The sequence below is a fragment of the Pseudomonas sp. LAP_36 genome (assembly GCF_019456785.1).
Classification (GTDB): Bacteria; Pseudomonadota; Gammaproteobacteria; order Pseudomonadales; family Pseudomonadaceae; genus Aquipseudomonas; species Aquipseudomonas tritici.
In genome coordinates, this window is the sequence record NZ_JAHZMS010000013.1 from 47,471 (window position 1) to 72,123 (window position 24,653).

The 24,653-nt window shown below is 60.3% G+C and carries 21 protein-coding genes and 2 tRNA genes; 10 read left to right on the forward strand and 13 right to left on the reverse strand.

The annotated features are described in order from the left end of the window. Positions 1-73: 73 nt before the first annotated feature. The 3 genes from JBO08_RS26565 to JBO08_RS26575 form a co-directional block, all read right to left on the reverse strand. Positions 74-2,506 (reverse strand): TonB-dependent siderophore receptor, encoded by a 2,433-nt coding sequence (locus JBO08_RS26565; protein ID WP_065891409.1) that lies wholly within the window; start codon positions 2,504-2,506, stop codon positions 74-76. Positions 2,507-2,588: 82 nt separating this feature from the next. Beyond that, positions 2,589-3,563: a FecR family protein gene (locus JBO08_RS26570; RefSeq protein ID WP_220075229.1), complete on the reverse strand. Its 975-nt coding sequence runs from the start codon at positions 3,561-3,563 to the stop codon at positions 2,589-2,591. Between the two features lie 6 nt (positions 3,564-3,569). Then, on the reverse strand, positions 3,570-4,088 hold the full coding sequence (locus JBO08_RS26575) for a sigma-70 family RNA polymerase sigma factor (RefSeq protein ID WP_065872625.1): 519 nt from the start codon (positions 4,086-4,088) through the stop codon (positions 3,570-3,572). A 201-nt stretch (positions 4,089-4,289) separates the two neighbouring features. On the opposite strand from JBO08_RS26575, the gene JBO08_RS26580 reads away from it, so the two are divergent. The 5 genes from JBO08_RS26580 (at position 4,290) to JBO08_RS26600 (ending at position 9,404) form a co-directional block, all read left to right on the forward strand. After that, positions 4,290-4,365 (forward strand) — tRNA-Val (locus JBO08_RS26580). A gap of 19 nt (positions 4,366-4,384) precedes the next feature. Further along, positions 4,385-4,461: transfer RNA gene (locus tag JBO08_RS26585), tRNA-Asp, on the forward strand. A 303-nt stretch (positions 4,462-4,764) separates the two neighbouring features. Beyond that, the gene (locus tag JBO08_RS26590; RefSeq protein ID WP_220075228.1) at positions 4,765-6,348 is read left to right on the forward strand and encodes a BCCT family transporter; all 1,584 of its coding nucleotides are present in this window, start codon (positions 4,765-4,767) and stop codon (positions 6,346-6,348) included. A 27-nt stretch (positions 6,349-6,375) separates the two neighbouring features. Then, the gene (locus tag JBO08_RS26595; RefSeq protein WP_220075227.1) at positions 6,376-8,385 is read left to right on the forward strand and encodes a CocE/NonD family hydrolase; all 2,010 of its coding nucleotides are present in this window, start codon (positions 6,376-6,378) and stop codon (positions 8,383-8,385) included. An 83-nt stretch (positions 8,386-8,468) separates the two neighbouring features. Then, positions 8,469-9,404 (forward strand): LysR substrate-binding domain-containing protein, encoded by a 936-nt coding sequence (locus tag JBO08_RS26600; protein WP_065872622.1) that lies wholly within the window; start codon positions 8,469-8,471, stop codon positions 9,402-9,404. A gap of 3 nt (positions 9,405-9,407) precedes the next feature. Here the strand turns inward: JBO08_RS26600 and JBO08_RS28250 are convergent, their stop codons facing one another. The 3 genes from JBO08_RS28250 to JBO08_RS26610 form a co-directional block, all read right to left on the reverse strand. Continuing rightward, complete coding sequence (locus tag JBO08_RS28250) at positions 9,408-9,530, reverse strand: hypothetical protein (RefSeq protein WP_256530446.1); 123 nt, start codon at positions 9,528-9,530, stop codon at positions 9,408-9,410. Between the two features lie 110 nt (positions 9,531-9,640). Then, the gene (locus JBO08_RS26605) at positions 9,641-10,807 is read right to left on the reverse strand and encodes a catalase family protein (protein ID WP_220075226.1); all 1,167 of its coding nucleotides are present in this window, start codon (positions 10,805-10,807) and stop codon (positions 9,641-9,643) included. Then, complete coding sequence (locus JBO08_RS26610; RefSeq protein WP_065872620.1) at positions 10,804-12,612, reverse strand: di-heme-cytochrome C peroxidase; 1,809 nt, start codon at positions 12,610-12,612, stop codon at positions 10,804-10,806. Before JBO08_RS26610 ends, JBO08_RS26605 begins: the two co-directional genes overlap by 4 nt. Before the next feature lie 258 nt (positions 12,613-12,870). On the opposite strand from JBO08_RS26610, the gene JBO08_RS26615 reads away from it, so the two are divergent. The 4 genes from JBO08_RS26615 to JBO08_RS26630 all read left to right on the forward strand — a co-directional run bounded on the left by JBO08_RS26615 (position 12,871) and on the right by JBO08_RS26630 (position 15,327). After that, entirely contained in the window at positions 12,871-13,602 is a 732-nt protein-coding gene (locus JBO08_RS26615; RefSeq protein WP_049709171.1) for an FKBP-type peptidyl-prolyl cis-trans isomerase, read from the forward strand. Positions 13,603-14,067: 465 nt separating this feature from the next. Beyond that, positions 14,068-14,526, forward strand: coding sequence for a YkvA family protein (locus JBO08_RS26620; RefSeq protein ID WP_065872619.1), 459 nt, complete (start codon positions 14,068-14,070; stop codon positions 14,524-14,526). Positions 14,527-14,620: 94 nt separating this feature from the next. Next, complete coding sequence (locus JBO08_RS26625) at positions 14,621-14,959, forward strand: helix-turn-helix transcriptional regulator (RefSeq protein WP_065872618.1); 339 nt, start codon at positions 14,621-14,623, stop codon at positions 14,957-14,959. Further along, positions 14,956-15,327 carry a hypothetical protein gene (locus JBO08_RS26630; RefSeq protein WP_005786715.1) on the forward strand — a complete coding sequence of 124 codons (372 nt, stop codon included), beginning with the start codon at positions 14,956-14,958 and terminating at the stop codon, positions 15,325-15,327. The genes JBO08_RS26625 and JBO08_RS26630 overlap by 4 nt, the downstream gene beginning before the upstream one ends. On the opposite strand, the gene JBO08_RS26635 is transcribed toward JBO08_RS26630, so the two are convergent. Together JBO08_RS26635 and JBO08_RS26640 are read right to left on the reverse strand one after the other, a co-directional pair. After that, positions 15,324-17,093 carry a bifunctional diguanylate cyclase/phosphodiesterase gene (locus JBO08_RS26635; protein ID WP_220075225.1) on the reverse strand — a complete coding sequence of 590 codons (1,770 nt, stop codon included), beginning with the start codon at positions 17,091-17,093 and terminating at the stop codon, positions 15,324-15,326. The genes JBO08_RS26630 and JBO08_RS26635 overlap by 4 nt on opposite strands. Before the next feature lie 118 nt (positions 17,094-17,211). Next, positions 17,212-19,293 (reverse strand): carboxy terminal-processing peptidase, encoded by a 2,082-nt coding sequence (locus JBO08_RS26640; protein WP_220075224.1) that lies wholly within the window; start codon positions 19,291-19,293, stop codon positions 17,212-17,214. A gap of 138 nt (positions 19,294-19,431) precedes the next feature. Here JBO08_RS26640 and JBO08_RS26645 point away from each other — a divergent pair, with 138 nt between their 5' ends. Then, the gene (locus JBO08_RS26645; RefSeq protein WP_065882514.1) at positions 19,432-20,394 is read left to right on the forward strand and encodes a zinc-binding dehydrogenase; all 963 of its coding nucleotides are present in this window, start codon (positions 19,432-19,434) and stop codon (positions 20,392-20,394) included. 142 nt (positions 20,395-20,536) lie between these two features. On the opposite strand, the gene JBO08_RS26650 is transcribed toward JBO08_RS26645, so the two are convergent. From JBO08_RS26650 to JBO08_RS26670, 5 genes are read right to left on the reverse strand one after another with little or no spacing between them, the layout of a single operon-like run. Then, a complete protein-coding gene (locus tag JBO08_RS26650) occupies positions 20,537-21,190 on the reverse strand; it encodes an HAD family phosphatase (protein WP_220075223.1) in 654 nt (217 codons plus the stop codon). Between the two features lie 29 nt (positions 21,191-21,219). Continuing rightward, positions 21,220-22,209 (reverse strand): ABC transporter ATP-binding protein, encoded by a 990-nt coding sequence (locus tag JBO08_RS26655; RefSeq protein WP_065872613.1) that lies wholly within the window; start codon positions 22,207-22,209, stop codon positions 21,220-21,222. Beyond that, positions 22,206-23,006: an ABC transporter permease gene (locus JBO08_RS26660; protein ID WP_049709163.1), complete on the reverse strand. Its 801-nt coding sequence runs from the start codon at positions 23,004-23,006 to the stop codon at positions 22,206-22,208. Before JBO08_RS26660 ends, JBO08_RS26655 begins: the two co-directional genes overlap by 4 nt. Beyond that, a complete protein-coding gene (locus JBO08_RS26665; protein ID WP_065872611.1) occupies positions 22,993-23,829 on the reverse strand; it encodes an ABC transporter permease subunit in 837 nt (278 codons plus the stop codon). Before JBO08_RS26665 ends, JBO08_RS26660 begins: the two co-directional genes overlap by 14 nt. Next, positions 23,826-24,632, reverse strand: a complete 807-nt coding sequence (locus tag JBO08_RS26670) for an alkaline phosphatase family protein (protein ID WP_065872610.1) — start codon at positions 24,630-24,632, stop codon at positions 23,826-23,828. Before JBO08_RS26670 ends, JBO08_RS26665 begins: the two co-directional genes overlap by 4 nt. Between the last annotated feature and the right edge of the window lie 21 nt (positions 24,633-24,653).

Below are 24,653 nucleotides of genomic sequence, written 5' to 3' on the forward strand. Positions count from 1 at the left end.
TGTCTGGGCTTTGCAAAAATAAAAAAACGCCGCCGATCATTTCCGATGATCGGCGGCGTTTTTTATTGGGGGATCAGAAATCCCAGCGTGTGGTCACCATGAAATTGCGTGGCTCACCATAAGCGGCGGAGTTATAGAAGCCGATGTTGGTGTAGTAAGACTTGTCGAAGAGGTTGTTGACGTTCAGCGTCGCCGACAGGTTTTTGCTGACCTGATATTTGGTCATCAGGTCGACCAGCCAATAGGCGTCCTGGGAGAACGCTTCATAGCCGCCATGGGGAGAGTTATAGATGTCCTGCCAGCCCACGCTTTGCCAGCGCACGCCACCGCCTACCGTCAACTTGTCGAGGTTGCCCTTGAGCTTGTAGGTGGTGAACAGCTTGACCTGATCTTCGGGCTCGAAGGTGGAGATCTTCACGTCCTTGTCGTCGCGCACGACCTTGTGGGTGTAGCCGGCCTGGAGTTGCCAGCCGGGGGCAATCTCGCCGGACATCTCCAGCTCATAACCTTTGGTGACGGCCTTGCTGCTTTTGTAGGCGTAGTTGTTCGGGATCGGCGTCTGGTTGTTGTACTCGTCATCCGAGAGCGCGCGGTTGGATTCATGGATTTCAAAGTAGGCCGCGCTGGCGTTCACGCGACCGTCAAGGAAGTCGGCTTTTACGCCCAGTTCCCAGTTCTGGCCTTCATCCGGCTCAAGCAGTTTGTTGTCGCGATCGCGGTTGTAATTCTCTTGCGGCATGAAGATATCGGTGTAGCTGGCGTAGACCGCGTACGTGTCGTTGAGGTCGTACACGGCGCCGATGTACGGCACGAATCGTCCGGACTCGCGGTAGTTGGGGTTATAGCCCGTGACCTGGTAGTTGACCACGCGCCCGCCCAGCAGCAGCTTGAGGTCGTCGGCGAGGTTCAGCCGCGTGGTCACATAGGCGCCCGTCTGGCGCACGGTGTCATCGGTCAGTGATTGCGCCTTGCCCCAGTCCGGTATCGTGGCGTGGCCGCGCCAGTTATTGAAGTCGACGATATTTGGGGAGAGGTTCCAGTAGCCTTTGCCTTTCCATTCCGAGGCGCTGATAGAACCGCCGAGCACCAGTTCATGTTCGCGCCCGCCCAGGCTGAAGGGGCCGCTCACGTACAGGTCGGCGGAATCGCTGACGGTTTCCCCGGTGTATTTGCCCGAGGTGAGTTGCGCGGTGCCGTCCGGCTGCGGCTGGTCGCCCTGGATCGAGCCCATCAAGGCGTGATAGCCGTTGATCTTGTGGTCCAGTTGCAGCTTGCTTACCCATCCATTGCCCAGGTCGTGTTCGAGCATGGCAAATACGGTGCGGGTGTATTGCTCCCAACTGCTCCAATCGGCAGCGTTGTTGAACGAGCGCTTGACGCTGTTGCGGTCGCCGTTGGAGTTGATCAGCGGAAAGCTCCCCGACCATGAGGAGCCTTTTGGCAGAGTGTCCTGGTAATCGCCGCCGACGGTCAGCAGGGTATCGGGCGACAGGTCGAACTCCATGATGCCGTAGTACGTCGGGCTCTGGCGCGAGTAGTGATCCATGAACGAATGCTTGTCCTGGTAGGCCGCCACGGCCCTGCCACGCACGTTGCCGCTTTCGGTCATCGGGCCGCTCACGTCCAGCTCGCTGCGGTAGTTGTCCCAGGAACCGGCACCGAGGGTCGCGTGGCCCTGGAAGTCCGCTGTAGGTTTCTTGCGCACCAAGTTGATCGTCGCGCCCAGGGAGCCTGCGCCGGTGAGCAGGCCGGTGGCGCCCTTGAGCACTTCTACGCGGTCGTAGATCGCCATGTCGCTCAGGGTGTTGCCCGCCGAGTAGGCGACGTTGCGCGCCGTCGAGGGAATACCGTCGTACTGGAAGTTATTGATCGAAAAGCCGCGGGCGTAGTAGTTGGTACGCTCGGTGTCGAAGGCCGAAACGGTAATGCCTGGAGTGTGGCGCATCACGTCGTCGACGCTGTTCAGGCCGAAATCGTCCATGTGCTGGCGGGTGACCACGCTCACTGACTGCGGGGTTTCCTTGGGGGTCAGCACCAGGCGTGTGGAGGTCGCGATCGTGCCGGGCGTGTAGGAACCTGTACCTTCGGTGACGTTGCCCAACTGGTTGGCGGTGACGGCGGTCGGGCTCAGCTCCATGGTGCCGTTGCCGGCGAGAGGGGAGGGCTGCAGTGCGTAGACCTGATCACCCTTTACCGCGCGGTAGCCGCTGCCCTGCAGCAAGCTGTCGAACCCGTCCTGTATACCGTAGCTGCCTTTCAAGCCTGGGCTTTTGAGGCCTTCCAGTTCGTTGGACTGGAACACGATGGCCACACCCGCCTGCTGGGCAAAGCGGTTGAGCGAATTGCCCAGCGGCCCGGCCGGGATTTCGTAGGTTTGGGCGGCGACGCTGACGGCGTCGGCCTGGGCCAGGCTGGTGTTCAGCGTACTGGCAGTGAGCAGGGCCAGGGACAACGGCGCGCTTTTCAGTAGCCGAAAGCGTCCGCGCGGGTAGGAAGGGGTGTGCATGGTGAAGGCAGTCCTTTATGTGTCGAATTACCTTCCTTGACGGGCAGCCTCGAAAAAACCGGAAGCAAATGCGAATAATTATTTATTGGGTAAGTGTCTGTGGGCTTACGACGATCAGCCACGGCGTAAAGGTCTGCACCTTGATCGGCAAGGTTTGCGCGAGTAACTGCAAGGCGTGGTCGCTGTCATCCAGCGGGATCACGGCTGACACCCGCAGGTTTTGCAGGGCGTCGCGATCAAATTGCACGCGACCGGCGCGATGCCGAGCGATTTCATCCAGCACCTCCGGCAAAGGCCGGTTCTCCACCACCAATTGATGTCGACGCCAGGCTTCGTTGATGCTCGACGGGTCGACAGTGCCAACCAAGCGCACGGCAGTCGACTGCATCAGGGCCTGCGAACCGGCGTCGACTTCCAGCGTCTGCTGGCCGTTGGCGCTTTGTGCGGCCACACGGGATTCGAGCATGCTGAGTACGGTGATATCGCCCTCGCGCTTGACCACAAACCGCGTGCCCAGCGCACGCAGTGTGCCTTGGGGCGTCTGTACGACAAACGGCCGCGTGCGATCGTGAGCGACCTCCACCAGGATTTCGCCCTGCAGCAGTTCAATGCGACGCTGCTTGCCATCGAAATGCAGGTTTGCCGCGCTGATGCCGTTGAGGGTCAGCGTCGAGCCATCCGCCAGTTGCAGGGTTTGCCATTGGCCTGGCCCGTTGCGCACGTCGGCCATCCACTGCTGGGGATAAGGACTCACCAGCAATGCTGCCGTCGGAATCGCCAGGCTGCACGCCACTGCCAGCGCGCGCAGGGCGTTCTTGCGGCGACGGCTTTTTGGTTGGGTAAACGCTGCGTTCAACGCTGCCCGCGCCGGTGCTTTTTTACCCCGCAAGGCCTGCATGCGGGCGATGACGGCTTCCATGCGGGCCGCGGCCTCGGCGTAGTGCGGACCTTGCTGTTTCCAACCTTCAAATGCCAGGCGCTGGGTTTCGCTCAGTTCGCCCTCATGCAGGCGCAGCAGCCATTCGGCGGCTTGTTCTTCGATCTGTTGGTCCGACATGCTCAATCAGGTATCCATGCTGTGGCCGCAGTGCATGAGCGCCTGGATCAGGTACTTGCGCACGGTGCGTTCCGACAACTTGAGCTGTCGGGCGATCTGTTGTTGGGTCATTTCCTCAAGGTAATACAGCACGAATGCCTGGCGCGAATAGACGTGCATGCCCTCCAGGATAAAGGCGATCTGTTCGAGGGCTTCAAGCGTGGTGTGGATTTGCTCGGGCGATTGAAACCCTTCGAGCGCGTCCACGGTGAGGGCCAATTCCTGCAGGTAAGCCTGTTCAATCTGCCGGCGCCGTGCCTGGTCGATGATCAGGCGTCTGGCCGTCGTGCTCAAGTAGGCCCGGGGTTCGCGAATGCCGGCTACGGATTCGCGCGCGTTCAGGATGCGTGCAAACGTGTCCTGCGCCAGGTCAGCGGCATTCTGGTGGCAGCCGAGCTTGCGCCGCAGCCAGGTGAGCAGCCAGCCATGATGCTCGCTGTAGAGCTGGGTAATTTCCCTTTGGAATGGCGGTTCACCCACAGACATAAGCGTGGCTCAGGCGTTATTGAGAATAGTTTTTAATTGTGCGGCTAAGCACCCGGTAAACGCAATAGACTCGCATTTGCGCGAGCAGAAGCCCGTTTTTACGGGGTTTTGCCGGGATCTGGAAAAAATCCAAAATAAAGTGCATTTAAATCAAGACATTGCGAATTTTTGGTGTATGATGCCGCCCACACCGAAAGTGAAGGGTGATTAGCTCAGCTGGGAGAGCGTCTGCCTTACAAGCAGAATGTCGGCGGTTCGATCCCGTCATCACCCACCATTCGCTTCAAGTGTTACGCGCAGCGGTAGTTCAGTCGGTTAGAATACCGGCCTGTCACGCCGGGGGTCGCGGGTTCGAGTCCCGTCCGCTGCGCCATATTCGGTTACCTGGAACGCTGAACGCCAGGTCACCACAAGAAGCCCGCTCATTGAGCGGGCTTTTTTTCGTCTGCGATTTATCCTCAATGCGCCTTGCCATTGTGCACTGCATGTTCGCCCTGAACTGTGCTGGTGCGACATGACGTGGCGGAATACCCCCATGCACATTGGTTGATTGCGTCCCTGACCGCTTAAACGGTTATCTATAGCCACGCGAAGACTTCCAGGCGAGTCACGGCAGCAGGATGCTGCAGTGCCCGCTCTCTAAGATAAAAATAGTCTGCAAGGGGAATGGCTCTCTATGAAATATCCACTGCGTCCGTTGGTGTTCTGGCCAACGTTCCTGATCCTGCTGGCGGCGGTGATCGCCAGCTACGTCGACCTGAATGCCTTCCTGGCGATCAGCAAACAGCTCAATAACCTAATCCTGAAAAACTTCTCATGGCTGTTCAGTGCCGGCTCGTTTGCCATGGTGGTGCTGACGGCGATCGTCTACTTCTCCGCGTTGGGCAAGGTGCGTATCGGCGGCGAAGACGCCCAGCCATTGCTGAGCAAATGGCGCTGGTTCATGGTGGCGCTGTGCACCACGCTGGCCGTGGGCGTGCTGTTCTGGACCACCGCCGAACCGCTCTACCACCTGTATGGCCCACCCACCAGCCTGCCGATCGAGGCGGGCAGTTCGGCGGCGAAGAGCTTTGCCATGTCGACGATGTTCCTGCACTGGACCATCACCCCCTACGCCATTTACCTGGTGCCCTCGCTGGTGTTTGCGCTGGTGTTCTATAACCGTCGCAGCAACTTCTCCATTGGCGCCATGCTCGAGCCGCTGCTGGGCGCAGCGCGGGTCAAGCGCTACGCCGGGCTGATCGACACCCTGGCGATGTTCGCCCTGGTGGCGGGCATGGCCTCATCCCTGGGCACTGGCGCGCTGACCCTGGCCGGTGGCCTGGCCCAATATATCGGCGGTGAAACCACGCCGTTCCGCCTAGCCATCATCATTGCGATCATCGTCATCACCTTTGTCGCCTCGGCCGCTAGCGGCCTGCAGAAAGGCATTGTGATGCTGTCCTCGTTCAACACCTGGATCATGCTGGCGCTGGGATTGTTTGTGCTGCTGTGTGGGCCGACCTTGTACATGTTCAGCCTCGGCGTCGAGTCCCTCGGCGTGTACCTCGACACCTTCTTCAGCCGCAGCCTGTTCACTGGCGCCGCGAGTGGCGACACCTGGCCGCACAGCTGGACGGTGTTCTACTGGTCGGTGTGGTTTGCCTGGGCGCCGGTGAGCGCGCTGTTCCTTGGCAAGATTGGCCGTGGCTATACCGTGCGCGAATTCATCCATATCAACATGCTCTACCCGGCGTTGTTCACGGCGATATGGATCTGCATTTTCTCCGGCACCAGCCTGTACTTCGATGCCCTCGGTGACGGCAGCCTCAACCGTGTGCTGAACGAGCAGGGCGTGGAGCACGTGCTGTACCAGATGTTCCAGCAATTGCCGGCCAGCGGCCTGATGATCGCGTTCCTGCTGTTCGTAGCGTTCATCTCGTTTGTCACGGCGGCGGACTCCAGCACCGATGTGATCGCCAACCTGTGCAGCAAGGGCGTGACCGCGGATTCCGATCTCGACGGCAACCCGCTGCTGAAGATCGTCTGGGGCCTGATTATCGGCACGGTGTCGTGGGTCATGGTCGCGTTTGTGGGCATCGACGGGGTGAAGATGCTCTCCAATCTCGGCGGTTTGCCCGGGATGATCCTGGTGTTATTGGCCAGTACCTCGCTGATTTTCTGGCTGAAAAATCCCGCGTTGCTGGATGTGAAACGCTTTCAGCGGACCCCCGAAACGCAATCGCGTGGCGCCAGCCCGGTGCCGGATTTCGCCCGCTGATCGATTGAACCGCTGTAGGAGTTACTGATGGAAATCGTCACTGAATTTGCTTACACCGTGCGCGAAATCGAGCACTGCCTGATCCCCTTGAAGGACGGTACCCAACTGGCCGCCCGCATCTGGTTGCCGGAAGTCGCCGGCCTGCAAACCTTCCCGGCGATCCTGGAATACCTGCCGTACCGCAAACGCGACGGCACCGCCGTACGCGATGCGCTGACCCACCCGTGGATGGCGGGGCAGGGCTATGTGTGTGTGCGGGTGGACATGCGGGGCAACGGTGAATCCCAAGGTTTGATGGCCGATGAATACCTGCTGCAGGAACAGGAAGACGCCCTCGAAGTGATCGACTGGCTGTGCCAGCAACCCTGGTGCGACGGTAATGTCGGCATGATGGGCATCTCCTGGGGCGGCTTCAACGGGCTGCAAGTCGCGGCGCGCCAGCCCGAGGCGTTGAAGGCGATCATTACCCTGTGCTCCACCGATGATCGCTTTGCCGACGACATCCATTACAAGGGTGGCAATCTGTTGATGGAGAACTTCGGCTGGGCCGCCACCATGCTCAACTTCAGCGCGGCGGTGCCGGATCCTTTGCTGGTGGGCGACGACTGGAAACACCTCTGGCACCAACGCCTGGACGCCATGCCGTTGCTGGCGGAAACCTGGCTGCAACACCAGACCCGCGATGACTATTGGCGCCATGGCTCGGTGTGCGAGGACTATTCGAAGATCAAGGCGGCCGTGTATGCAGTGGGGGGCTGGGGCGATGCCTACCGCAACACCGTTTCGCGCCTGATGCAAAACCTACCGGGCCCGAAGAAAGCCATGATCGGTCCTTGGATACACAAGTACCCGCATTTCGCCGTGCCCAACCCGGCCATCGGCTTCCTGCAAGAGGCCAAGCGCTGGTGGGATCATTGGCTCAAGGGCATCAAAAACGGGGTGATGGATGACGCATCTTGCACTTTTTACCTACAGGATATTCTGCCGCCGAAGGGCAGTTATGCCGAGCGGCCGGGGATCTGGGTGCAGACCTCCGGCTGGCCGGATCCGCAGGTGCAATGGGCGGATTTCAGCCTCGGCGAACAGGGCCTGAGTGCAGGCTCACTGCCGTTGGCGGCGCCGCGCAGCATCTGCTCGCCGCTGACCACCGGCCTGCACCAAGGCGAATACTGCGCCATTTGGTTTGGCCCCGATGGACCGACGGATCAACGTCGTGATGACGCCAACTCGCTGTGCTTCGACTCCCCGCTGCTGACCGAGCCGCTGGCGTTGCTCGGCGATGCACGTCTTAAGTTGCGCCTGGCAAGTGACACCGCCTGTGGTCAATTGGTCGCCCGGCTGAATGCGATAGCGCCGGACGGGCAAGTCACGCAGATCAGTTACGGTGTACTCAATCTCACACTGCGTGAGGATTTTTCCCAGGTAACACCTGTAGTCCCCGGTGAACCCATGGACGTGCAGTTAACCCTCGACCACATCGGCATGCGCCTGCCCGTCGGCTACCGTTTGCGTCTTGCCCTGAGTACCGCGAGTTTCCCGTTACTGTGGCCGAGCCGTGAGTTGACCACTCTGACGTTGCTGCCGAGCCTGCAAAGCCTGCAACTGCCGATATTCAAAGGCGAGGCGGTGGACTGCCCGTTCGAAGCGCCGCAGTCGGCTACGCCGGTGGCGATGGAAGTCCTACGCGCCGCTGCGCCGAAACGCACCTTGATCGAAGACGTGGGCAGTGGCGAAGTCTGCGTGAAAATCGAAGATGACTTGGGTTCGGTGCGTTTTACCGACCACGGCCTGTCGGTGGACCAGCGTTGCACCGAGCAATACCGCACTTTGCCCTGGGATCCGCTGTCGACGTGGGCCGATATCGAATGGCACTACCGAGTCGGCCGCGACCAGTGGGCCGTGGAGGTGGAAAGCCAATTGAGCGTGCACGCCGACGCCGAGTGGTTCTACATCGAAGCGGAGCAGACCGCCTGGGAAAACGGCCAGTTGGAACACCGTCGGCAATGGAGTAAACGCGTGGCCAGGGTCGCACTCTGAGCAGGCAACTGGCAGGATGCTTGCCAACGTGATCTCTGCGGGCCTGGGGTAACCTGGGCCCGTCATTGCCAATGGACTTGCTCATGTCGCGCCGAAACGTCGATCTTCCTCCCCTCAATTGCTTGCAGACCTTCGAAGCGGCGGCCCGCCATTTGAGTTTTACCCAGGCGGCCCATGAATTGAACTTGACCCAGAGCGCGGTCAGCCGCCAGGTCAAACGCCTCGAAGAAGACCTGGCCCGCCCGCTGTTTTATCGGCTGGCCCAGGGCTTGAGCCTGACACCCGCCGGGGTGCGTTATTTTCGTACTGTCCAACGCCTGTTGCGCGAGCTTGACCGCGAGTCCGCCGAGTTGCGCAGGCGCGGTGCCGATCGCCAGTTGACCCTGGCCAGTACGCCCACCATCAGCTCTATCTGGCTGGCCGGTCTGTTGCCGCAGTTCCAGCGCGACCATCCGGACCTGGATATCCGCGTTCTGTGCAGCGAAAGCCCCAGCCATCTGGATGTCAGCGAATATGACCTGGGTTTGTTCTATCACTTGGATGAAATGGCCGCGCCCCACGGCCTTGAGCTGTCGCCGGTGTTTGACAGCGAACAGGTCATCACCGTGTGCAGCCCCGGTTACCTTGAGCGCCACGGCCCGATTCGCGACCTGCATCATCTGTTGCACGCGCACACCTTGCTGATCGTGGAAGACCATCACCACGACTGGCTGACGTGGGCCGACTGGTTTGCGGATGCGGGTGCCGATTACTACTCGCCGCGCCATGCCTTGCGCACCAACAGCTATCAACTGTTGATGCAATCGGCGGTGATGGGCCACGGCGTCGCCCTGGGGTGGAAGCGCTTGCTGGAAAGCGACCTCGACTCCGGGCGCCTGCAAACGGCCTTGCCCCACAGCATGCACAGTCGCGGCCGCTTGCACCTGATGCAGCCGCATCATCGCAATCCACCCGCGGCGGTGCGCAGTTTTCGTCAGTGGTTGCGGGCCCGTACCGAAGAGGCTGGGCTCGCTGGCTGAAGGTCAGTGCTGACCGGTTTTTTTCTTTTTGATCTGGCGCGTCGCCAGGTGTTCGAAGCAAAAAGACGCGGTGCCGAACACGGCGATCAGGGTGAGTACGATCATGCCGAGGGTTGAGCCTTCCACGGTGATTTCCTACGGGTGATGGGGTAGGTACTCACGGTAGAGGCGGGGTGGAAATGGCTCAATAGACCCGACGCAATCCTTACGCCGTCGGGTCCATTGTTACGCATTCTTTATGGCGCGTTGCGGCTGTGGCGGTAATCGCTGACCGCTTCATACACGGCTTTGCGCAAACGGTTGATACCGCCGATGGGGCGGTGCTCCGCTACGCCAAACCAGGGGTTGAAGGATTGGTTGTCGCACGCCAGGTTCTGCTCGGGCGTATCGAAATCCTGCGCCGGGATATGCACCTTCGCCACGGTTTCATACGGCGCGTCGCTTTCTTTCCATTCGATGCTGGTGTCTTCGATCGGCATGAATTTCTGCGGGTTCTGGCGCTGGATCTGCAGCACGAAACACGCAGGCACGCGGTCGGTGGACAACTGCTGGCTCAAGGCGCCGCGCAGGAAATTCGGCAGGTCCTGGTTTTGTTTCGGCAGTTGATATTTCGGGCAGTTTTGCGGGTCGGGCGCGACGCGGAATTTGGCGTTGGCCGTGCCGAACTTGTAGGGTGAAACTGAAAAGTACGTAGTCTGCGTCGGGCTGGCCGGTGCGGGTGCGAGGGTCGCCAGGGCGATGAACAAGTGACGCACTTGCCAGCTGCGCGGGTCGGCCTTGGGGAAGAACGCCAGCACCTTCTTGCCGTCCGCCTGCGCGCCGATGTTCTGCGCGTACTCCGCCACATCGCTGACAAAGAAGTTCGGGTGGCTGAACATCACGAAGTCTTGTTCCGTGCGGGTCTGCTGGTCGGCCAGCAGCTGCTTGCCCGGCACATCCAGTAACTTGAGCGCCATGCCGCGGGCATCACGGATGCTGTCGAACTGCGGGTAAGCGTTGCCATTGGACAACCGCATCATCGCCTGCCAGGTCTTGCCCGGTTCGGCGAACACGCCCTGTCGCAACGCCGGGTCGAGATCGGCGAGCACACTGACTTCGGCTTTCACGCAACCGTGGGCCTTGGCGTGAGCATCACGCAGGTAGCGCGTGCCCTCGCGGTGCTGGTCGACGATGCGCACCGCCGTCTGGATGATGCCTTGGGTCATCGCCGCTTCGCCCGCTGGGATTTGCTCATCCGGTGACATCGGGCCGCTGTGTTGCCAGGCGTACCAGGCAGTCGCCGCCAGCCAACCGAGCAGGCCGAGGCCCACCAGCCACAGCAAGGTTTTGCCGAGAAATGCGCCGATGCGCAGCCAGAGGCGGCCGAGCAGGGAAGGTCGGTCGTAGGGGGATCGAATCATCATGGCAGTTGTTGCTCCAGCGGGCCGCCCAGCACTTTGAGGTATTCCAGCAGCGCCCAGCGTTCCTGCGGTAGCAGGCCACGGCCGATCACGCCATTGCCACGACTGCCGGCACGAAACTCGTGGCCGCTGTTGTGGTTGCCGGTGATTTTGGTATCGAACACAAAGGCATTCTTGAACGCACCGGTTTCAAAGCCGAGATGGCGCGGGTCGTAGTCGAAAGTGCCTTTATAGAATGTGGTGCTGCGCTCGTCCTGGGGCGAGAGCAACTGGTAGATCGTCGGCACCGAACCGTTATGCAGGAACGGCGGCGTCGCCCAGACGCCAGCCAGTGGCCGCGCCTTGTAGGCGCGCAACTCGCGTACGCCGATGGGCAGGCCGTAACCGTCCAGGCGCGGGCGCTCGGCCGGGGTCACGCCGGCGGCGCGGTAAGCATGCTCTTCGACGAAGGCAGTGACGTAAGCCAGCCCCTTGGCCACGGACATTTTTTTCAGGTCCAGTGGCTCGGTCGGCGTGGGGTGCAGTTCGACGTTGAGCGTGGCCAGTTCCGCGGGGTCCCACTGCAGGGCGCTGAGGTCGTAGCGTTGGTCGGCAATGTTGCTGGCGGTGCCGGGGTCGGTACCGATGTAGTCCACGGGCAGCATTTTAAGCTGCTGCACCGGGCGCCCGTTTTCCTGGGTGACGCTGGGCACATGGCAGCCGGCGCAGTTCTCGGCGAACAGTGTGCGGCCTTGAGCAGCGAGGGGTTTGTCGACGGCGCCGAACAGGTCCTCGGGCCAGGTCGGTGGCTTGAGGCGTTGCAGGGTTTCTTCGATCAGGTTGAGGTCGCGCACGCGGACGCTGGACGGGTAGCGCGCATCGCCCTGGAGCGGCTGGCCGGCGGCGTCGAAAAAGCCCAGCGTCGCGCCTACGCCCAGGGCTTCACCGATATTGCGCGCCATGGGTTGCTGGGCCGAGCCGTTCCATTGCACCCAGTCGAAGGTCCAGATATCCCACAATTGCGGGTAGTCCACCGGGGCGTTGGCAACGCGATAATTGTCCGGGGAAATCGCGTCGCCAAAGCTGGCGTTGGCGATACGGCCAAAGGCGTCCGTGCGGCCGGGGCCTTCTTCGGTGGGGTAGAGACCACGGTGAGTGTCGTTCCAGGCCACTTTGAGAAACTTGTTCAGGGACTGCTTGAAGTCCTCGCGCAGTTGTTTGTGCTCAGCGTCATAGCGATCGCCCAGCACTTGGCGGGCGAAGCGCTCGAACTTCCATGGGTTGTAGTAGGTAGCCGCAAGGCTGGCGACCAGGGCCTGACCGAAACTGCCGCCGCGCAAGGTTGGCACGCTGGAAGGCAACACGTGCTGGGCGGAACCGCCGTCGACACGCAGCGCCTGGTTTTTGAAGTGCAACTCGCCGGTGTGGCAGGCGGCACAGGTGATATCCAGGTACTCGACGTTGCTGCCGGCGTTCTTGTGTCGGGCGAAACCTACCGGCAGATTGCCGGGGTTTTGCGCGGTGGGCACCTGTTTGGGATCGACCAGGAAACCGAAGCGCGCCAGGTAATCCGGCGTGGCAAAACGTCGCTCGGAAAACGGCAGTTCCAGGGCGGTGAACCAGTCGTAGTGCAGGCCTTTTACTTGAGTGCCCTGGGGCGTGAAGTAATAAGTCTGGCGGTCGGCGGCACTCCATTGGTCCTGATAGTGCACCTGCTCCACGGGCACGTATTCCGGCAGCTTGGGGTTGACGGTGTAATAGAGCACCACGGCCAGTAATAGGACCAGAAGGGTGAATATCAGCAGTAATACACGGGAAAAAATGCGCAAGATGGCTATCCTTGTCTCGGTCTTGTCGAAGAGTCGTGTTGTTATGCCACTACGCCACAAGTGCGGCAAGTGGCCATGAGCTTGGTAGTAGGCGGTCCCACGATCCTTCGCGGGGCCCCATCATGAATGAAAATGCTTTTAAACACGTGAACTTATCAGAAGTTTCCTGCTCACATGCCGGTAGCCATTGGTCGTGGCCGCCTGATAAGCTCGCGACTTTATTCGAATGCCCTTTTGGCGCATGAACAAGGAAATAGCATGAAACAGCATCGGTTGGCGGCGGCGGTGGCCCTGGTTAGCCTGGTACTTGCGGGTTGTGATTCGCAGACCAGCGTAGAGCTGAAAACCCCGGCGCAGAAAGCTTCCTACGGCATCGGCCTGAACATGGGCAAGAGCCTTGCCCAGGAAGGCATGGATGACCTGGATTCCAAAGCAGTAGCCCAAGGCATCGAAGATGCCGTCGGCAAAAAAGAGCAGAAGCTCAAGGACGACGAACTGGTTGAAGCGTTTGCAGCACTGCAAAAGCGTGCTGAAGAACGCATGACCAAGATGAGCGAAGAGTCGGCAACCGCCGGCAAGAAATTCCTCGAAGACAACGCCAAGAAAGATGGCGTCGTCACCACCGCTTCCGGTCTGCAGTACAAGATCATCAAGAAAGCCGATGGCGCCCAGCCTAAGCCGACTGACGTGGTGACTGTGCACTACACCGGCAAGCTCACCAACGGCACCACCTTTGACAGCTCCGTGGATCGCGGTAGCCCGATTGACCTGCCGGTCAGCGGCGTGATCCCAGGTTGGGTCGAAGGCCTGCAACTGATGCACGTTGGCGAGAAGGTCGAGCTGTACATCCCGTCCGACCTGGCTTACGGCGCCCAGAGCCCGAGCCCGGCGATTCCAGCCAACTCCGTGCTGGTATTCGACCTGGAACTGCTGGCCATCAAGGACCCAGCCAAGGCTGAAGCCCCTGCTGCACCAGCCGCCAAGAAGTAATAGGCGCCTGAACACACAACGCCCCGTCTCGACGGGGCGTTGTTGTTTCCGGGCGCAGCATCTACATGATCTTGTAGTGAGCGGGCTTGCCCCGTGCTGGGTGGCGAAGCCGCCCCGTATCAGGCACTGAGTTCTCCAGTCAGAACTGAGGTGCCTGGGGTTTGGGCGGCTTCGCCACCCAGCGCGGGGCAAGCCCGCTCACTACGGGCCGATGTCCACAGGCTGTGCAAATCCAAACGAACGTCCACACCTGGCAACAGTCTGATATAAAACCCGAGTATGGCTAGCCGCACAGCAACACCAAGTCAATGAAATCTTGGGTTTTTTTAATGTGCGCAAAAAACGCCCGATCTGACTGCAAGCCTTGTATATCGTGGCTTTCAGCCGATAAAACAGGCTCTGTTCACAAGGTTATCCACAATTTGTGTGGATAACCTTTTATGTTGCCTGGAACTGGAGTGACAGATGAAACCACCCTTCAATTTCACTCGTTTCCTGCCCATGGCCGCACGCCTGCTGGGGCGTGGGCGTTTACCGACGCTGCTGTTCGCTGTCGCCGCTAAAGGCTCCAGCCAGGGCAATCGCCTGGGTAAGCTCAAGGATGACTTCAAGTTGCTACAGTCCCTGTGCCTGGCCTACTGGCGTGGCGAGTACCGCGCAATCAGTCCCAAGGCGCTGATTTCAGTTGTGGCAGGGCTGATGTATTTCCTCAGCCCGATTGACGCGATCCCGGACTTTATTCCCATGTTCGGCATGCTCGACGACATCGCCGTGCTGGCATGGGTCATGAAGACCCTGGACGGCGAACTGAGCGCTTTTCGCGCCTGGCGTGACGCTCAGCGTCCGGAAAAGCTCGCCGTGGTTGAGCGTCTGCCCGCGACGCCAGCCCTGTTGGCCAAGGAAAACCCGCAAAAAAACGGATGACGCGGCATATCCCCCTGCGACCTTTGTGGCTGTTAGGATTACACTCCTAAGGAAAGTGCTTACTCAGTAAGTGTTGTTATCCTACGGGGCAGTCATGGATATTCAGATAATTTCACGGAATGGCGAACCCGAATACGCGGTGTTGCCATGGGATCAGTACCAGGCGCTGCTAAAAGCTGCCGGTCAGCAACAACCTTCGCCACCTCCTTCTTCTACTGCCCAAGCTGCTCCCGAGCAGGATCTGCGCCTGCTCGCAGACCTGCGTGGCCTGCGCGAAGCCAAGGGCCTGGCGATCGAGACCCTGGCCCGCACCGTGGGTATCAGCCCCTCGTATCTTGGATTGATCGAAAGTGGTGAGCGCCAGCCGGATGCCGCGATCCGCCGCAGCCTGGCCTGGGAATTGGGCGTTGCAGGTTGGAGGGATGAATCGTGAGCCTACGTATCAGTCGTCAACACTGGGATGGGTTACTCAATGAACTGGACCAGGCGCGCCGCCAGCGCCATCTGCTGACTTACCGCGCGTTGCTGGAGCGCTTACAGTTCCCCACGCCGGCCATGCAAACCCTGGCCGCTGCCCTGGAACACCTGGCCGCGCTGGACGCCAAGGCCGAGCAGCCGTTGCGCAGCTCATTGGTGATCAGCCAGGGCGCCAGCCGCCTGCCGCGTACCGGTTTCTTTGAATGTGTGGAGCGCCTGGGGCGATTCAGCGGCCCATCCGACGGTGTGGCTGCGGCTTCCTGGCACGCCTCGGAAGTGGTGCGGGTATTCGAATACGAGTACCCGGAGTCTGCCGAGGCCTAGAGCGCGGGGGACAAGGTGTCCATGCTGTCGATCACATGGATGCTGTAGCCGGCGACATTCTTGGCGTGATGCTTGGCTTGCGACGCCAGCTCCGCCAACTGACTGGCATCGAGTTGTCCACAGGCCTGTGGATATAAATGCACGACACCGATGGACAGAGACAGCAGCGCAAATTCCTGACGCACGCCCTGGCGGTTCAGTGCCACGAAACAGCCGGCGTCGAGGTGTTCGGCGCGGTAGAAGCGCCGGCATTGGGTGTGGAAGTCATCCAGCAGTTGATTAAGCCGCTTGCGCCAGTCCTGCGGGCCCAGCACCAACAAAAAGTCATCGCCACCGATGTGCCCGACAAAGTCGCGGCTAGGGTCTACGCGGTCGTTCAAGCACTGCGCCAGGCACAACAACACCTCATCCCCGCGCCCGTAGCCGTAGATATCGTTGAACGGCTTGAAGCTGTCGATATCCACGTAGCAGATCACCGACTCGCGCTGTTGTTGCAGCAACCGCGTGAGGCATTGCTGGATCGGCACGTTGCCCGGTAATAGGGTGAGTGGGTTGGCGTAGCGCGCTTGCTGGATTTTCAGCTCGGTGATCAGCTTGAGTACATCGATCACTCGGCCCAAGCCCAGGTAGTCGCCATTGAGCGTAATAATGAAATCTTCTTCGATGCGTTGCCGTGCGCGGCTGGTGAGCAAGCGACTGACCTGTTGCAGGGACTGGCTCAGCTCCACCGCCAGAAAGTCGGTACTCATCAAGCGGCTGATGGGCTTGCGCGCAAACAGGTCGGTGGCGAACGGCTTGAGCAACGCATCCGACAGCGAATGCCGGTGGACGATGCCGATCGGGTGCCCGCGCCCATCCAGTACGGCCAGGGAATTGAGGTTGGCCTGACGGCGAAACGCTTCGAGCACTTGGGCGGTGGCGGTGTCTTGGTCTACCGCGGGCTGTTCACTGAGCAAGGCGCTGAGGTCACTGGCTTCATCGTTCAGTGCCACGTTGGCACTGTCGGGCTTGGGTAGCATCAGCCGCGCTTCCTGCGGCGGTTGTTCCTGCGGGCGGCAGAGCAGGTAGCCTTGGACCAAGTCGACGCCCATCTCCGTCAACACCGCCAGCTCCTCGGGCAGCTCGATGCCTTCGGCGATCACCTGGGCGCGCGAAGCCCTGGCGATTTGCAGGATGGAACCGACAAACTCACGCTTGAGCGCATCCTGATGAATGCCGTCGATGAAGTGCCGGTCGATCTTCACGTAATCCGGGCGCAACTCCGACCACAGCCGCAGGCTGGAATACCCAGCGCCCAAGTCATCCAGGGCAATCGAGAAACCCATGTTGCGGTAGTGGTGCAAGGCGGTTTGCAACAGGTCGATATCGTTGGTGGGGGTTTGCTCTGTGAGTTCGATCACCACTTGGCTCGGTGGGATGCCGAAGTCATGCAGCAGTTGCAAGGTGCGTCCCGGTTGGTGCGCGGTTTCCATCAGCGATTGTGGCGAGACGTTGAGGAACAGCTTGCCCGGTAACTTCTGCTCGCTGAAGCGCCGGCACGCACTTTCGCGGCAGGCGATCTCCAGTTCGCTGAGGCGCCCGGCCTGGCTGGCGATCGAGAAGAGGGCGACGGGGGAGTGCAGCGGGCTGTTGGACGGGCCGCGACTGAGGGCTTCGTAGCCGAGGATGCGCCGTTCGGACAGGCTGATGATCGGTTGGAACAGGCTGTGCACACCGCCTTGAGCCAGGATAGAGCCCAGTGCATTCAGCTGTTCGGTCATGGTCATGGCGATCTCAATCGAAAAAAAAGGACCGCAGGCTGGAAACCTGCGGTCCTTCATTTCACGACAGAATGATGTCTATATGATGACACTCCGAGGAGCGATCACATTAAATCGCCATCGTTTACTGTTTGGCCACCTGCTTGGTGATCTTCAGGTAGTCCAGCAGGATCCTGCCAGTCTCGGCCAGGTAGGCGTCATCTTCCGGCTTGGTTTTGTCAGCCTCGGCTGGCAGCGCATCTTCGTCTTCTTTCTTCAGCTCCTTGAGTGGATCTTCACCCTTGGCCTTGCGGCGGATGTTTTCCAGTACAAGCTGCTTGTTCTCGATGTCGGAGTGCTGCGCGCGACGGTCCACTTCGTTCAGGCTGACGGTTTTTTCTTCCATCAGCTTCTTGGCCAGGGCCAGCTTGTCGCGGATAAACACGAACTCGGCATCCTTGGCGGAGCGGGTGTCGTGGTCAGCCTTCAACTGCGCCAGGAACGGCTTGAACGGATCCGACGCCGGCTTGATCGCGGGGCGGATGGTGTCCCACGGCATGGCTTCCGGCAGGGCGCTTTCGCCGATTTCCTTGGTGTCGATGATCGACGGGAAATCGATGTCCGGCAGTACGCCCTGATGCTGGGTGCTCTGCCCGGAAACCCGGTAGAACTTGGCCAGCGTGAGCTTCAGTTCGCCATGGTTCAGCGGCTGGATGGTCTGCACGGTGCCTTTGCCGAAGGTCTGGCCACCGACGATCAAGGCTCGGTGATAGTCCTGCATGGCACCGGCGAAAATCTCCGAGGCCGACGCCGAGAGGCGGTTGACCAGCAGCGCCATCGGGCCTTTGTAGAACGCGCCTGGGTTCTCGTCTTCGAGCACGTCGACGCGGCCGTCAGCGTTGCGTACCAACACGGTCGGGCCCTTGTCGATAAACAGGCTGGTCAGCTCGGTGGCTTCCTGCAGGGAGCCGCCGCCGTTGTTGCGCAGGTCGATGACCACGCCGTCGACTTTTTCCTTCTGCAGCTCTGTCAGGATTTTCTTAACGTCGCGGGTGGTGGACTTGTAGTCCGGATCGCCAGCACGGAAGGCCTTGAAGTCCAGGTAGAAGGCCGGGATTTCAATTACGCCCAGCTTGTAGTCCTTGCCATCCTGCTTGAGGTTGAGGACTTTCTTCTGCACGGCCTGGTCTTCGAGCTTCACCGCTTCACGGGTGATCGACACGATCTTGCTGGTCTGGTCGTTTGGTGCATTGGTGTGCGGAATCACTTCCAGGCGCACCACGCTGCCTTTCGGCCCACGGATCAGCTTGACCACTTCGTCGAGGCGCCAGCCGACCACATCGACCATCTCTTTGTCAGCCTGAGCCACACCGATGATCTTGTCAGCCGGGGCGACCTGCTTGGTCTTGTCTGCCGGACCTGCCGGCACCAGACGCACGATCTTGACCTGGTCATTGTCGCTTTGCAGGACGGCACCGATGCCTTCCAGCGACAGACTCATATTGATATCGAAATTTTCCGCGTTATCTGGCGACAGATAATTGGTGTGCGGGTCGTAGGACATCGCGAACGTGTTGATGTAGGCCTGGAAGATATCTTCGGCACGGGTCTGGTCCAGACGCGCCAATTGATTCTTGTAGCGCTTGGTCAACAGTTCTTGAATCGCCTTGGGTTCTTTGCCAGCGATCTTCAAACGCAGCACTTCGTCCTTGACGCGTTTGCGCCAGAGGTCGTCAAGCGCGGCGGTGCTGGTCAGCCAAGGGGCGTCCTTGCGGTCCACCAGAAGGGTTTCCTTCTGGGTGAAGTCGAGCTTGTCGACGCCTTTGTTCAACTCACCCAGGGCGAAGTCCAGACGCGCTTTGACGCGGTCCAGGTAACGCTTATAGATGGTGAAGCCAGGCTGCAGGTCGCCGCTCTTGAGGAGGTCGTCGAACTGCGTCTTCCACTTGTCGAACTCAGCGATATCGCTGGCCAGGAAGTAGCTGCGCGACGGATCCAGCAGCTTGAGGTAGCTGTCATAGATGATCACCGAGCGAGCGTCGTCCAGAGGCGGCTTGCTGTAGTGATGACGCTTGAGCAACTCGACGACGTTAAGGCTGGCAATCACCTCATCGCGATCCGGCTGAAGGTTGTCCCAGCTGTTGGCTGCGAACGTATTGGTCGACATCGACGCGAAGCCGAGACCAATGAAAAGAGCGAGGGCGGTGCTGGGGAACAAATGCTTCATGCTGATTCGACGCGGGGGCAATTGATAACGCATATTAGGCCGTCTTTGAGGGAGCCGGTTCCATATGGTCCGGTCGCATAATGCAAAAAGCCCGGCGATACAGCTACGGGCTCAGTCCAGACTCACTATGGAGGCACTGTGAAAGCATTGCAAGGCGTTGACGGTCATGTGGAGTGGTTGGAAGAACCCAGTCCTACCTGCGATGTAGGGCAAGTTCGCATTCGTGTGGCGGCAGCGGGCCTCAATCGCGCCGATTTATTACAGCGTGCGGGGCTTTATCCACCCCCGCCGGGCGCCAGCCACGTGCTGGGCCTGGAGTGTTCCGGGGTGATCAGCGAAGTGGGGGCGGGTTCATCCTGGCAAGTCGGCGACCGCGTCTGCGCGTTGCTCGCCGGTGGCGGCATGGCCGAAGAAGTGGTGGTGGATGCACGCCACGTATTGCCGGTACCGGAAGGCCTGTCGCTGATCGAAGCGGCCGCGTTGCCTGAGGTGTACAGCACGGCGTGGCTCAATCTGTTCCAACTGGCGAGCCTCAAACCCGGTGAAAAAGTGCTGTTGCACGCAGGCGCCAGCGGCGTGGGTTCCGCGGCGATCCAGTTGTGCAAGGCATTTGGCAGCCCGTGCTGGGTCAGTGTCGGCTCGGCGGAGCGCCTGGCCTATTGTGAGGAACTCGGCGCCCAGGGCGGCGTGGTACGGACCGACGGGATCGAAGGGCTACGGGATTTCGGGCCGTTCGATGTGATTCTCGACCCGGTGGGCGGCAACTATGCGGCGCTGGACCTCAAGCTGCTGGCCCTGGATGGGCGCTGGGTGTTGATCGGTTTGATGGGCGGGCGCGACGCGCAGTTGGACTTGGCGCAGGTGCTCGGCAAGCGTATTCAACTGTTGGGCTCGACCCTGCGAAGCCGCAGTGATCAGTTCAAGGCGGACCTGCTCAGTGATTTGAGCCAGCATGTTTGGCCGTTGTTTGTTGAAGGGCGGCTGAGCCCGCAACTGGCCAAGACCTTCCCGATCGGGGATGCCGAGGCGGCGTTTGCCGAGTTGGCGACCAATCAGATTTCCGGGAAGTTGGTGGTGGTGATTGACGAGAGCCTGGCCTGATTTCAATCTCGAATTGGAATCAAATTCAAACTGTGGGAGCGGGCTTGCTCGCGAATGCGGTGTGTCAGATGAAACATTCTTCACAGAGACACCGCATTCGCGAGCAAGCCCGCTCCCACATTTGATCGCATTGAAGTCGGTTTCAGACCCAGTGATGGATCGGCCAGCCAGCCCTTTCGGCATGCTCGCGCAACACCGGATCCGGATTCACCACCTGCGGATGATCCACCTTCAGCAGCAACGGCAAATCATTGCGCGAGTCCGAATAGAAGTACGCGCCTTCCAGCGATTCGCCTTCCTGCTCAAGCCACTCCATCAACCGCGTGATCTTGCCTTCGCGATACGTCAGCACACCCACCGTCCGCCCGCTGTACACGCCATGGCTGACTTCAAGGTTGATGCCCAGCACTTGATCAATGCCGATCCGCGCCGCAATCGGCGTGACCAGATGCGTGCCCGATGCGGAGATCACCAGAATCCGGTCGCCGTTCGCACGGTGGCGGGCGATGGTCTTGGTGGCGTCGCTGTAGATCAACGGTTCGATCACGTCCTCGACCCATGGCTCGACCAGATGCTCGATTTCCTCCGGCGTGCGGCCGATCATCGGCTCCAGGCTGAAGTCCATGAAGTCTTCCATCAACAACTTGCCCTGGCTGTAGGCGTCCATCAGTTCATTGTTCTTGCGCATGAACGACTCAGGGTCGACCCAGCCCAGGCGGCCCATCTGTTCGCTCCACAGGGTGGCGCAGTCGCCATGGATCAACGTGTCGTCCAGATCAAAAATTACCAATGCCATCGGTCATGCTCTCTCAATAAAACGTTGCATCAGGCTACTTCACACAGGGCGCTTGGGTCGATGGTAAGTGCCAGGCGTTGCCCGTCAGGGTGCAGATCGTCGGCCGAGCGGTTGAGTACGTCCACCACCAATTCCACACCTCGTGCTTCGATGCGGTAGCGAATCACGTTGCCCAACAGGCTATGGCTGCGCACCAGGGCATCCAGCTCGCCGGTGCGGCTGAGTTCGATGGCCTCCGGGCGAATCGCGATGCGGCTATTGAAAGGGCGTTGCAGCAGTTGCGCAGCCTTGTCGGCGTCCAGCAGGTTGTAGTTGCCGATGAAACCTGCGGCGAACACGTCGACGGGGGCTGTGTAGAGGGTTTCGGCATCGCCGCTCTGCACGATCTTGCCCTGGTTCATCAGGAAGATGCGGTCGGACATGGTCAGGGCTTCTTCCTGGTCATGGGTCACGAAGATGGTGGTCAACCCCAGCTCGCGCTGGATCTGGCGGATCTGTTCGCGCAGGTGCTTGCGAATCCGTGCGTCCAGCGCCGACAGCGGCTCATCCAGCAGCAGCAGGCGCGGGCGGGTAACCAGGGAACGCGCGAGCGCCACGCGCTGGCACTGGCCGCCGGACATCTGGTGCGGATAGCGGCCGGCGAGGTCCTTGAGTTCCACCAGTTGCAGCACTTCCTGCACGCGCTTGTGGCTGTCGTCGGCGTTGACCTTTTGCATGCGCAGGCCGAAGGCGACGTTTTGTTCCACGGTCATGTTGGGGAACAACGCATAGCTCTGGAACACCATGCCGATGTTTCGTTTCTGCGGGCTCAGCGGGACGATGTCCTGCCCATCCAGCAGAATTTTCCCACTGTCCACCGAGGTCAGCCCGGCGATGCAGCGCAGTAGGGTGGACTTGCCGCAACCTGACGGGCCGAGCAGGGTGACGAACTCACCCTTGGCGATCTCGCAGTTGATATCACTGAACACCGGGGTGCCGGCGTAGCTTTTTTGCAGGTGTTGGACGCTGACGAAGCTCATTGGCTTTTGTCCTTGTTCAAGATGTTGGCGGCCCAGGTCAGCACCAGCACAAAGAAGAAATAGGAAATCACAACGGCACTGGTGAAGTGGCCGCTGCTGTTGCGCATATTGTTCAGGTACACCTGCAGGGTTTCGTAGCGGGTGCCCACCAGGATGTTGGCAAACACGAACTCACCGAACAGGAACGAAAACGACAGCAACAGCGCGACCATCAGGCCTTTGCGCAAATTCGGCAGCACCACAAAGATCGCGGCCTGCCAGGTGCTGGCGCCGAGTAATTGTGAAGCGTCCATCAGGTCGCGCAGGTTGATGGCTTGCAAGTTGTTGGTGATCGCCCGGTACATGAACGGCAGGGCTACGGTGAAGTAGCAGCCGATCAGGATCCACGGCGTACCGACCATGGCCAGCGGCCCGGAGCCATAAAGTTGCAGCAAGCCCACCGACGACACCACCGGCGGCACCGCAAAGGGCAGCAGGATGAGGATGTTCATCAGCGCATCCAGCTTGGGGAAGTGGTAATGCACCACGAACAGCAGCGGCAGAATCAACACCACCGACAGTATCAGCGCCCCCACGCACACCAGCAGCGATTGCCCGAAGGCCATCAAGAAGCGCGGGTCGCTCCACAGCTGCACGTACCATTTCACGGTAAAACCGGCGGGCAGAATGGTTGCCGACCAACTGCTGGCAATGGAGTAGACAAAGGTGCCCACCAGCGGCAACACCAGGATCGCAAATAACAACCACACCACTACCCGATGGTAGAGGGAGGCCGGGCCGGCTTCAGCGCGAGACATGGTAGCTCCTCTTGAGCAGCAGTTGATGGACCACGGTGACCACGGTCATCAGCGCCACCAGCACCACGGCCAGGGCGCTGGCCATGTTCGGGTCGAGGGACACATCGCCGGACACCAGGCCCGCGATGCGGATCGGCAGCACGTTGAAGTTGCCGGTAGTCAATGCGTAAACCGTGGCGTAGGCGCCCAAGGCATTCGCCAGCAGAATCACGAACGTACCGAGCAGGGCAGGGGTGAGCACCGGCAGGCCGATATGCCGCCAGAACTGCCAGCCATTCGCGCCGAGCAAGGCGGCCGACTCACGCCAGTCTTCGCGCAGCGCGTCGAAGGCCGGGTACAGCAGCAACACGCCGAGCGGAATCTGGAAGTAGGTATAGAGGATGATCAACCCGGTTTTGGAATACAGGTTGAAGTCCTGAATGATCCCCGCCTGCTTGAGCATGATGGTGATGCTGCCGTTGAAGCCCAGCAGGATGATGAACGCGAACGCCAGTGGCACGCCGGCGAAGTTGCTGGTCATGTTGGCGAAGGCGGTGACGAAATTGCGCAGCGGCGAATCCACCCGGCGCAACGAGTAGCTGCCCAGCGTGGCGATGATGATGCCGAAGATGCTGGAGTAGACGCTGATCTCCAGGCTGAACTGAATGGCTTGCAGGTAGAACTTCGAGCTGAAGATGCGTACGAAGTTTTCCAGGCCCCAGCCGGCTTCTTCAGTCTGCAGGCTGTTGATCAGTACCCAGACGAGCGGGGCAATCTCGAACACGATAAAGAACAGTGCGAAAGGCACCAGGCACAGCAGTGCCAGCCATTTGCCACGGGTCATTTCAACAGCTCCCGGCATACAGGTTTGTCGTGGGGCACGCCGAGCAGTTCGCAGACGGTGCCGCAGAGGTCGGTTTGTTTCGGCGTGGCAGTGGTGTCCAGGCTGAACGCATCGCCGAGCACAAACAGTGGTACTTCGCGTTCTTCGGGCAACAGGCCGTTATGGGAGCGGTCGTTGTTCATGCCGTGGTCGGCGGTCACCAGGACCTGGTAGCCAGCGTCGAGCCAGGCTTGCAGGTAATCAGCCAGGATGATGTCGGCCGAGCGTGCGCTGTTGCGGTATTGCGCGGTGTCGAGGCCGTGCTTGTGGCCGGCGTCGTCGATGTTCATCGGATGAACCACCAAAAAATTCGGCGTGTGTTTGAGGCGCAGGCTTTCGGCGTCGGCGAACAAGTGGGAATCCGGGTAATGGTCATTCCAGTAGAAATGCCCGTGTTGTATCGCCAGCGCCTTGTCGTCGGTATGACGGTCGCGGGCGGCGATAAAGGGCGTGCGGTTATACAACTCGCTGACCCAGTGGTAGGCCGCCGCCGCAGTGGTAAGGCCGGCGTCGGTGGCGTAATGAAAAATGCTGCGCTGGTTGGACAGGCGCGAGACGTTGTTGTGGACGATACCGCTCTGGATCGGAGGCACGCCGGTGAGGATGCATTCATACAGCGGGCGGGACAGGGCGGGCAGTTCACATTCCAGCTTGTAGAGGGCTGCGCGTCCTGCGCCGACATAGGCCTGCAAGTGCCCCATGGCGTGCCGGGCAACCTCGAAGTTCAGGCCGTCGAGCACCACAAGGATGACATTGTGCTTCATGGGGGCTGGCGCTCCGCAACA

Excerpts from the sequence above, each read along its gene's own strand:
- JBO08_RS26565 (WP_065891409.1), bottom strand. The coding sequence starts at position 2,506 with ATGCACACCCCTTCCTACCCGCGCGGACGCTTTCGGCTACTGAAAAGC.
- JBO08_RS26570 (WP_220075229.1), bottom strand. The coding sequence starts at position 3,563 with ATGTCGGACCAACAGATCGAAGAACAAGCCGCCGAATGGCTGCTGCGC.
- JBO08_RS26575 (WP_065872625.1), bottom strand. The coding sequence starts at position 4,088 with ATGTCTGTGGGTGAACCGCCATTCCAAAGGGAAATTACCCAGCTCTAC.
- JBO08_RS26590 (WP_220075228.1), top strand. The coding sequence starts at position 4,765 with ATGAAATATCCACTGCGTCCGTTGGTGTTCTGGCCAACGTTCCTGATC.
- JBO08_RS26595 (WP_220075227.1), top strand. The coding sequence starts at position 6,376 with ATGGAAATCGTCACTGAATTTGCTTACACCGTGCGCGAAATCGAGCAC.
- JBO08_RS26600 (WP_065872622.1), top strand. The coding sequence starts at position 8,469 with ATGTCGCGCCGAAACGTCGATCTTCCTCCCCTCAATTGCTTGCAGACC.
- JBO08_RS26605 (WP_220075226.1), bottom strand. The coding sequence starts at position 10,807 with ATGATGATTCGATCCCCCTACGACCGACCTTCCCTGCTCGGCCGCCTC.
- JBO08_RS26615 (WP_049709171.1), top strand. The coding sequence starts at position 12,871 with ATGAAACAGCATCGGTTGGCGGCGGCGGTGGCCCTGGTTAGCCTGGTA.
- JBO08_RS26620 (WP_065872619.1), top strand. The coding sequence starts at position 14,068 with ATGAAACCACCCTTCAATTTCACTCGTTTCCTGCCCATGGCCGCACGC.
- JBO08_RS26625 (WP_065872618.1), top strand. The coding sequence starts at position 14,621 with ATGGATATTCAGATAATTTCACGGAATGGCGAACCCGAATACGCGGTG.
- JBO08_RS26635 (WP_220075225.1), bottom strand. The coding sequence starts at position 17,093 with ATGACCATGACCGAACAGCTGAATGCACTGGGCTCTATCCTGGCTCAA.
- JBO08_RS26640 (WP_220075224.1), bottom strand. The coding sequence starts at position 19,293 with ATGAAGCATTTGTTCCCCAGCACCGCCCTCGCTCTTTTCATTGGTCTC.
- JBO08_RS26650 (WP_220075223.1), bottom strand. The coding sequence starts at position 21,190 with ATGGCATTGGTAATTTTTGATCTGGACGACACGTTGATCCATGGCGAC.
- JBO08_RS26655 (WP_065872613.1), bottom strand. The coding sequence starts at position 22,209 with ATGAGCTTCGTCAGCGTCCAACACCTGCAAAAAAGCTACGCCGGCACC.
- JBO08_RS26660 (WP_049709163.1), bottom strand. The coding sequence starts at position 23,006 with ATGTCTCGCGCTGAAGCCGGCCCGGCCTCCCTCTACCATCGGGTAGTG.
- JBO08_RS26665 (WP_065872611.1), bottom strand. The coding sequence starts at position 23,829 with ATGACCCGTGGCAAATGGCTGGCACTGCTGTGCCTGGTGCCTTTCGCA.
- JBO08_RS26670 (WP_065872610.1), bottom strand. The coding sequence starts at position 24,632 with ATGAAGCACAATGTCATCCTTGTGGTGCTCGACGGCCTGAACTTCGAG.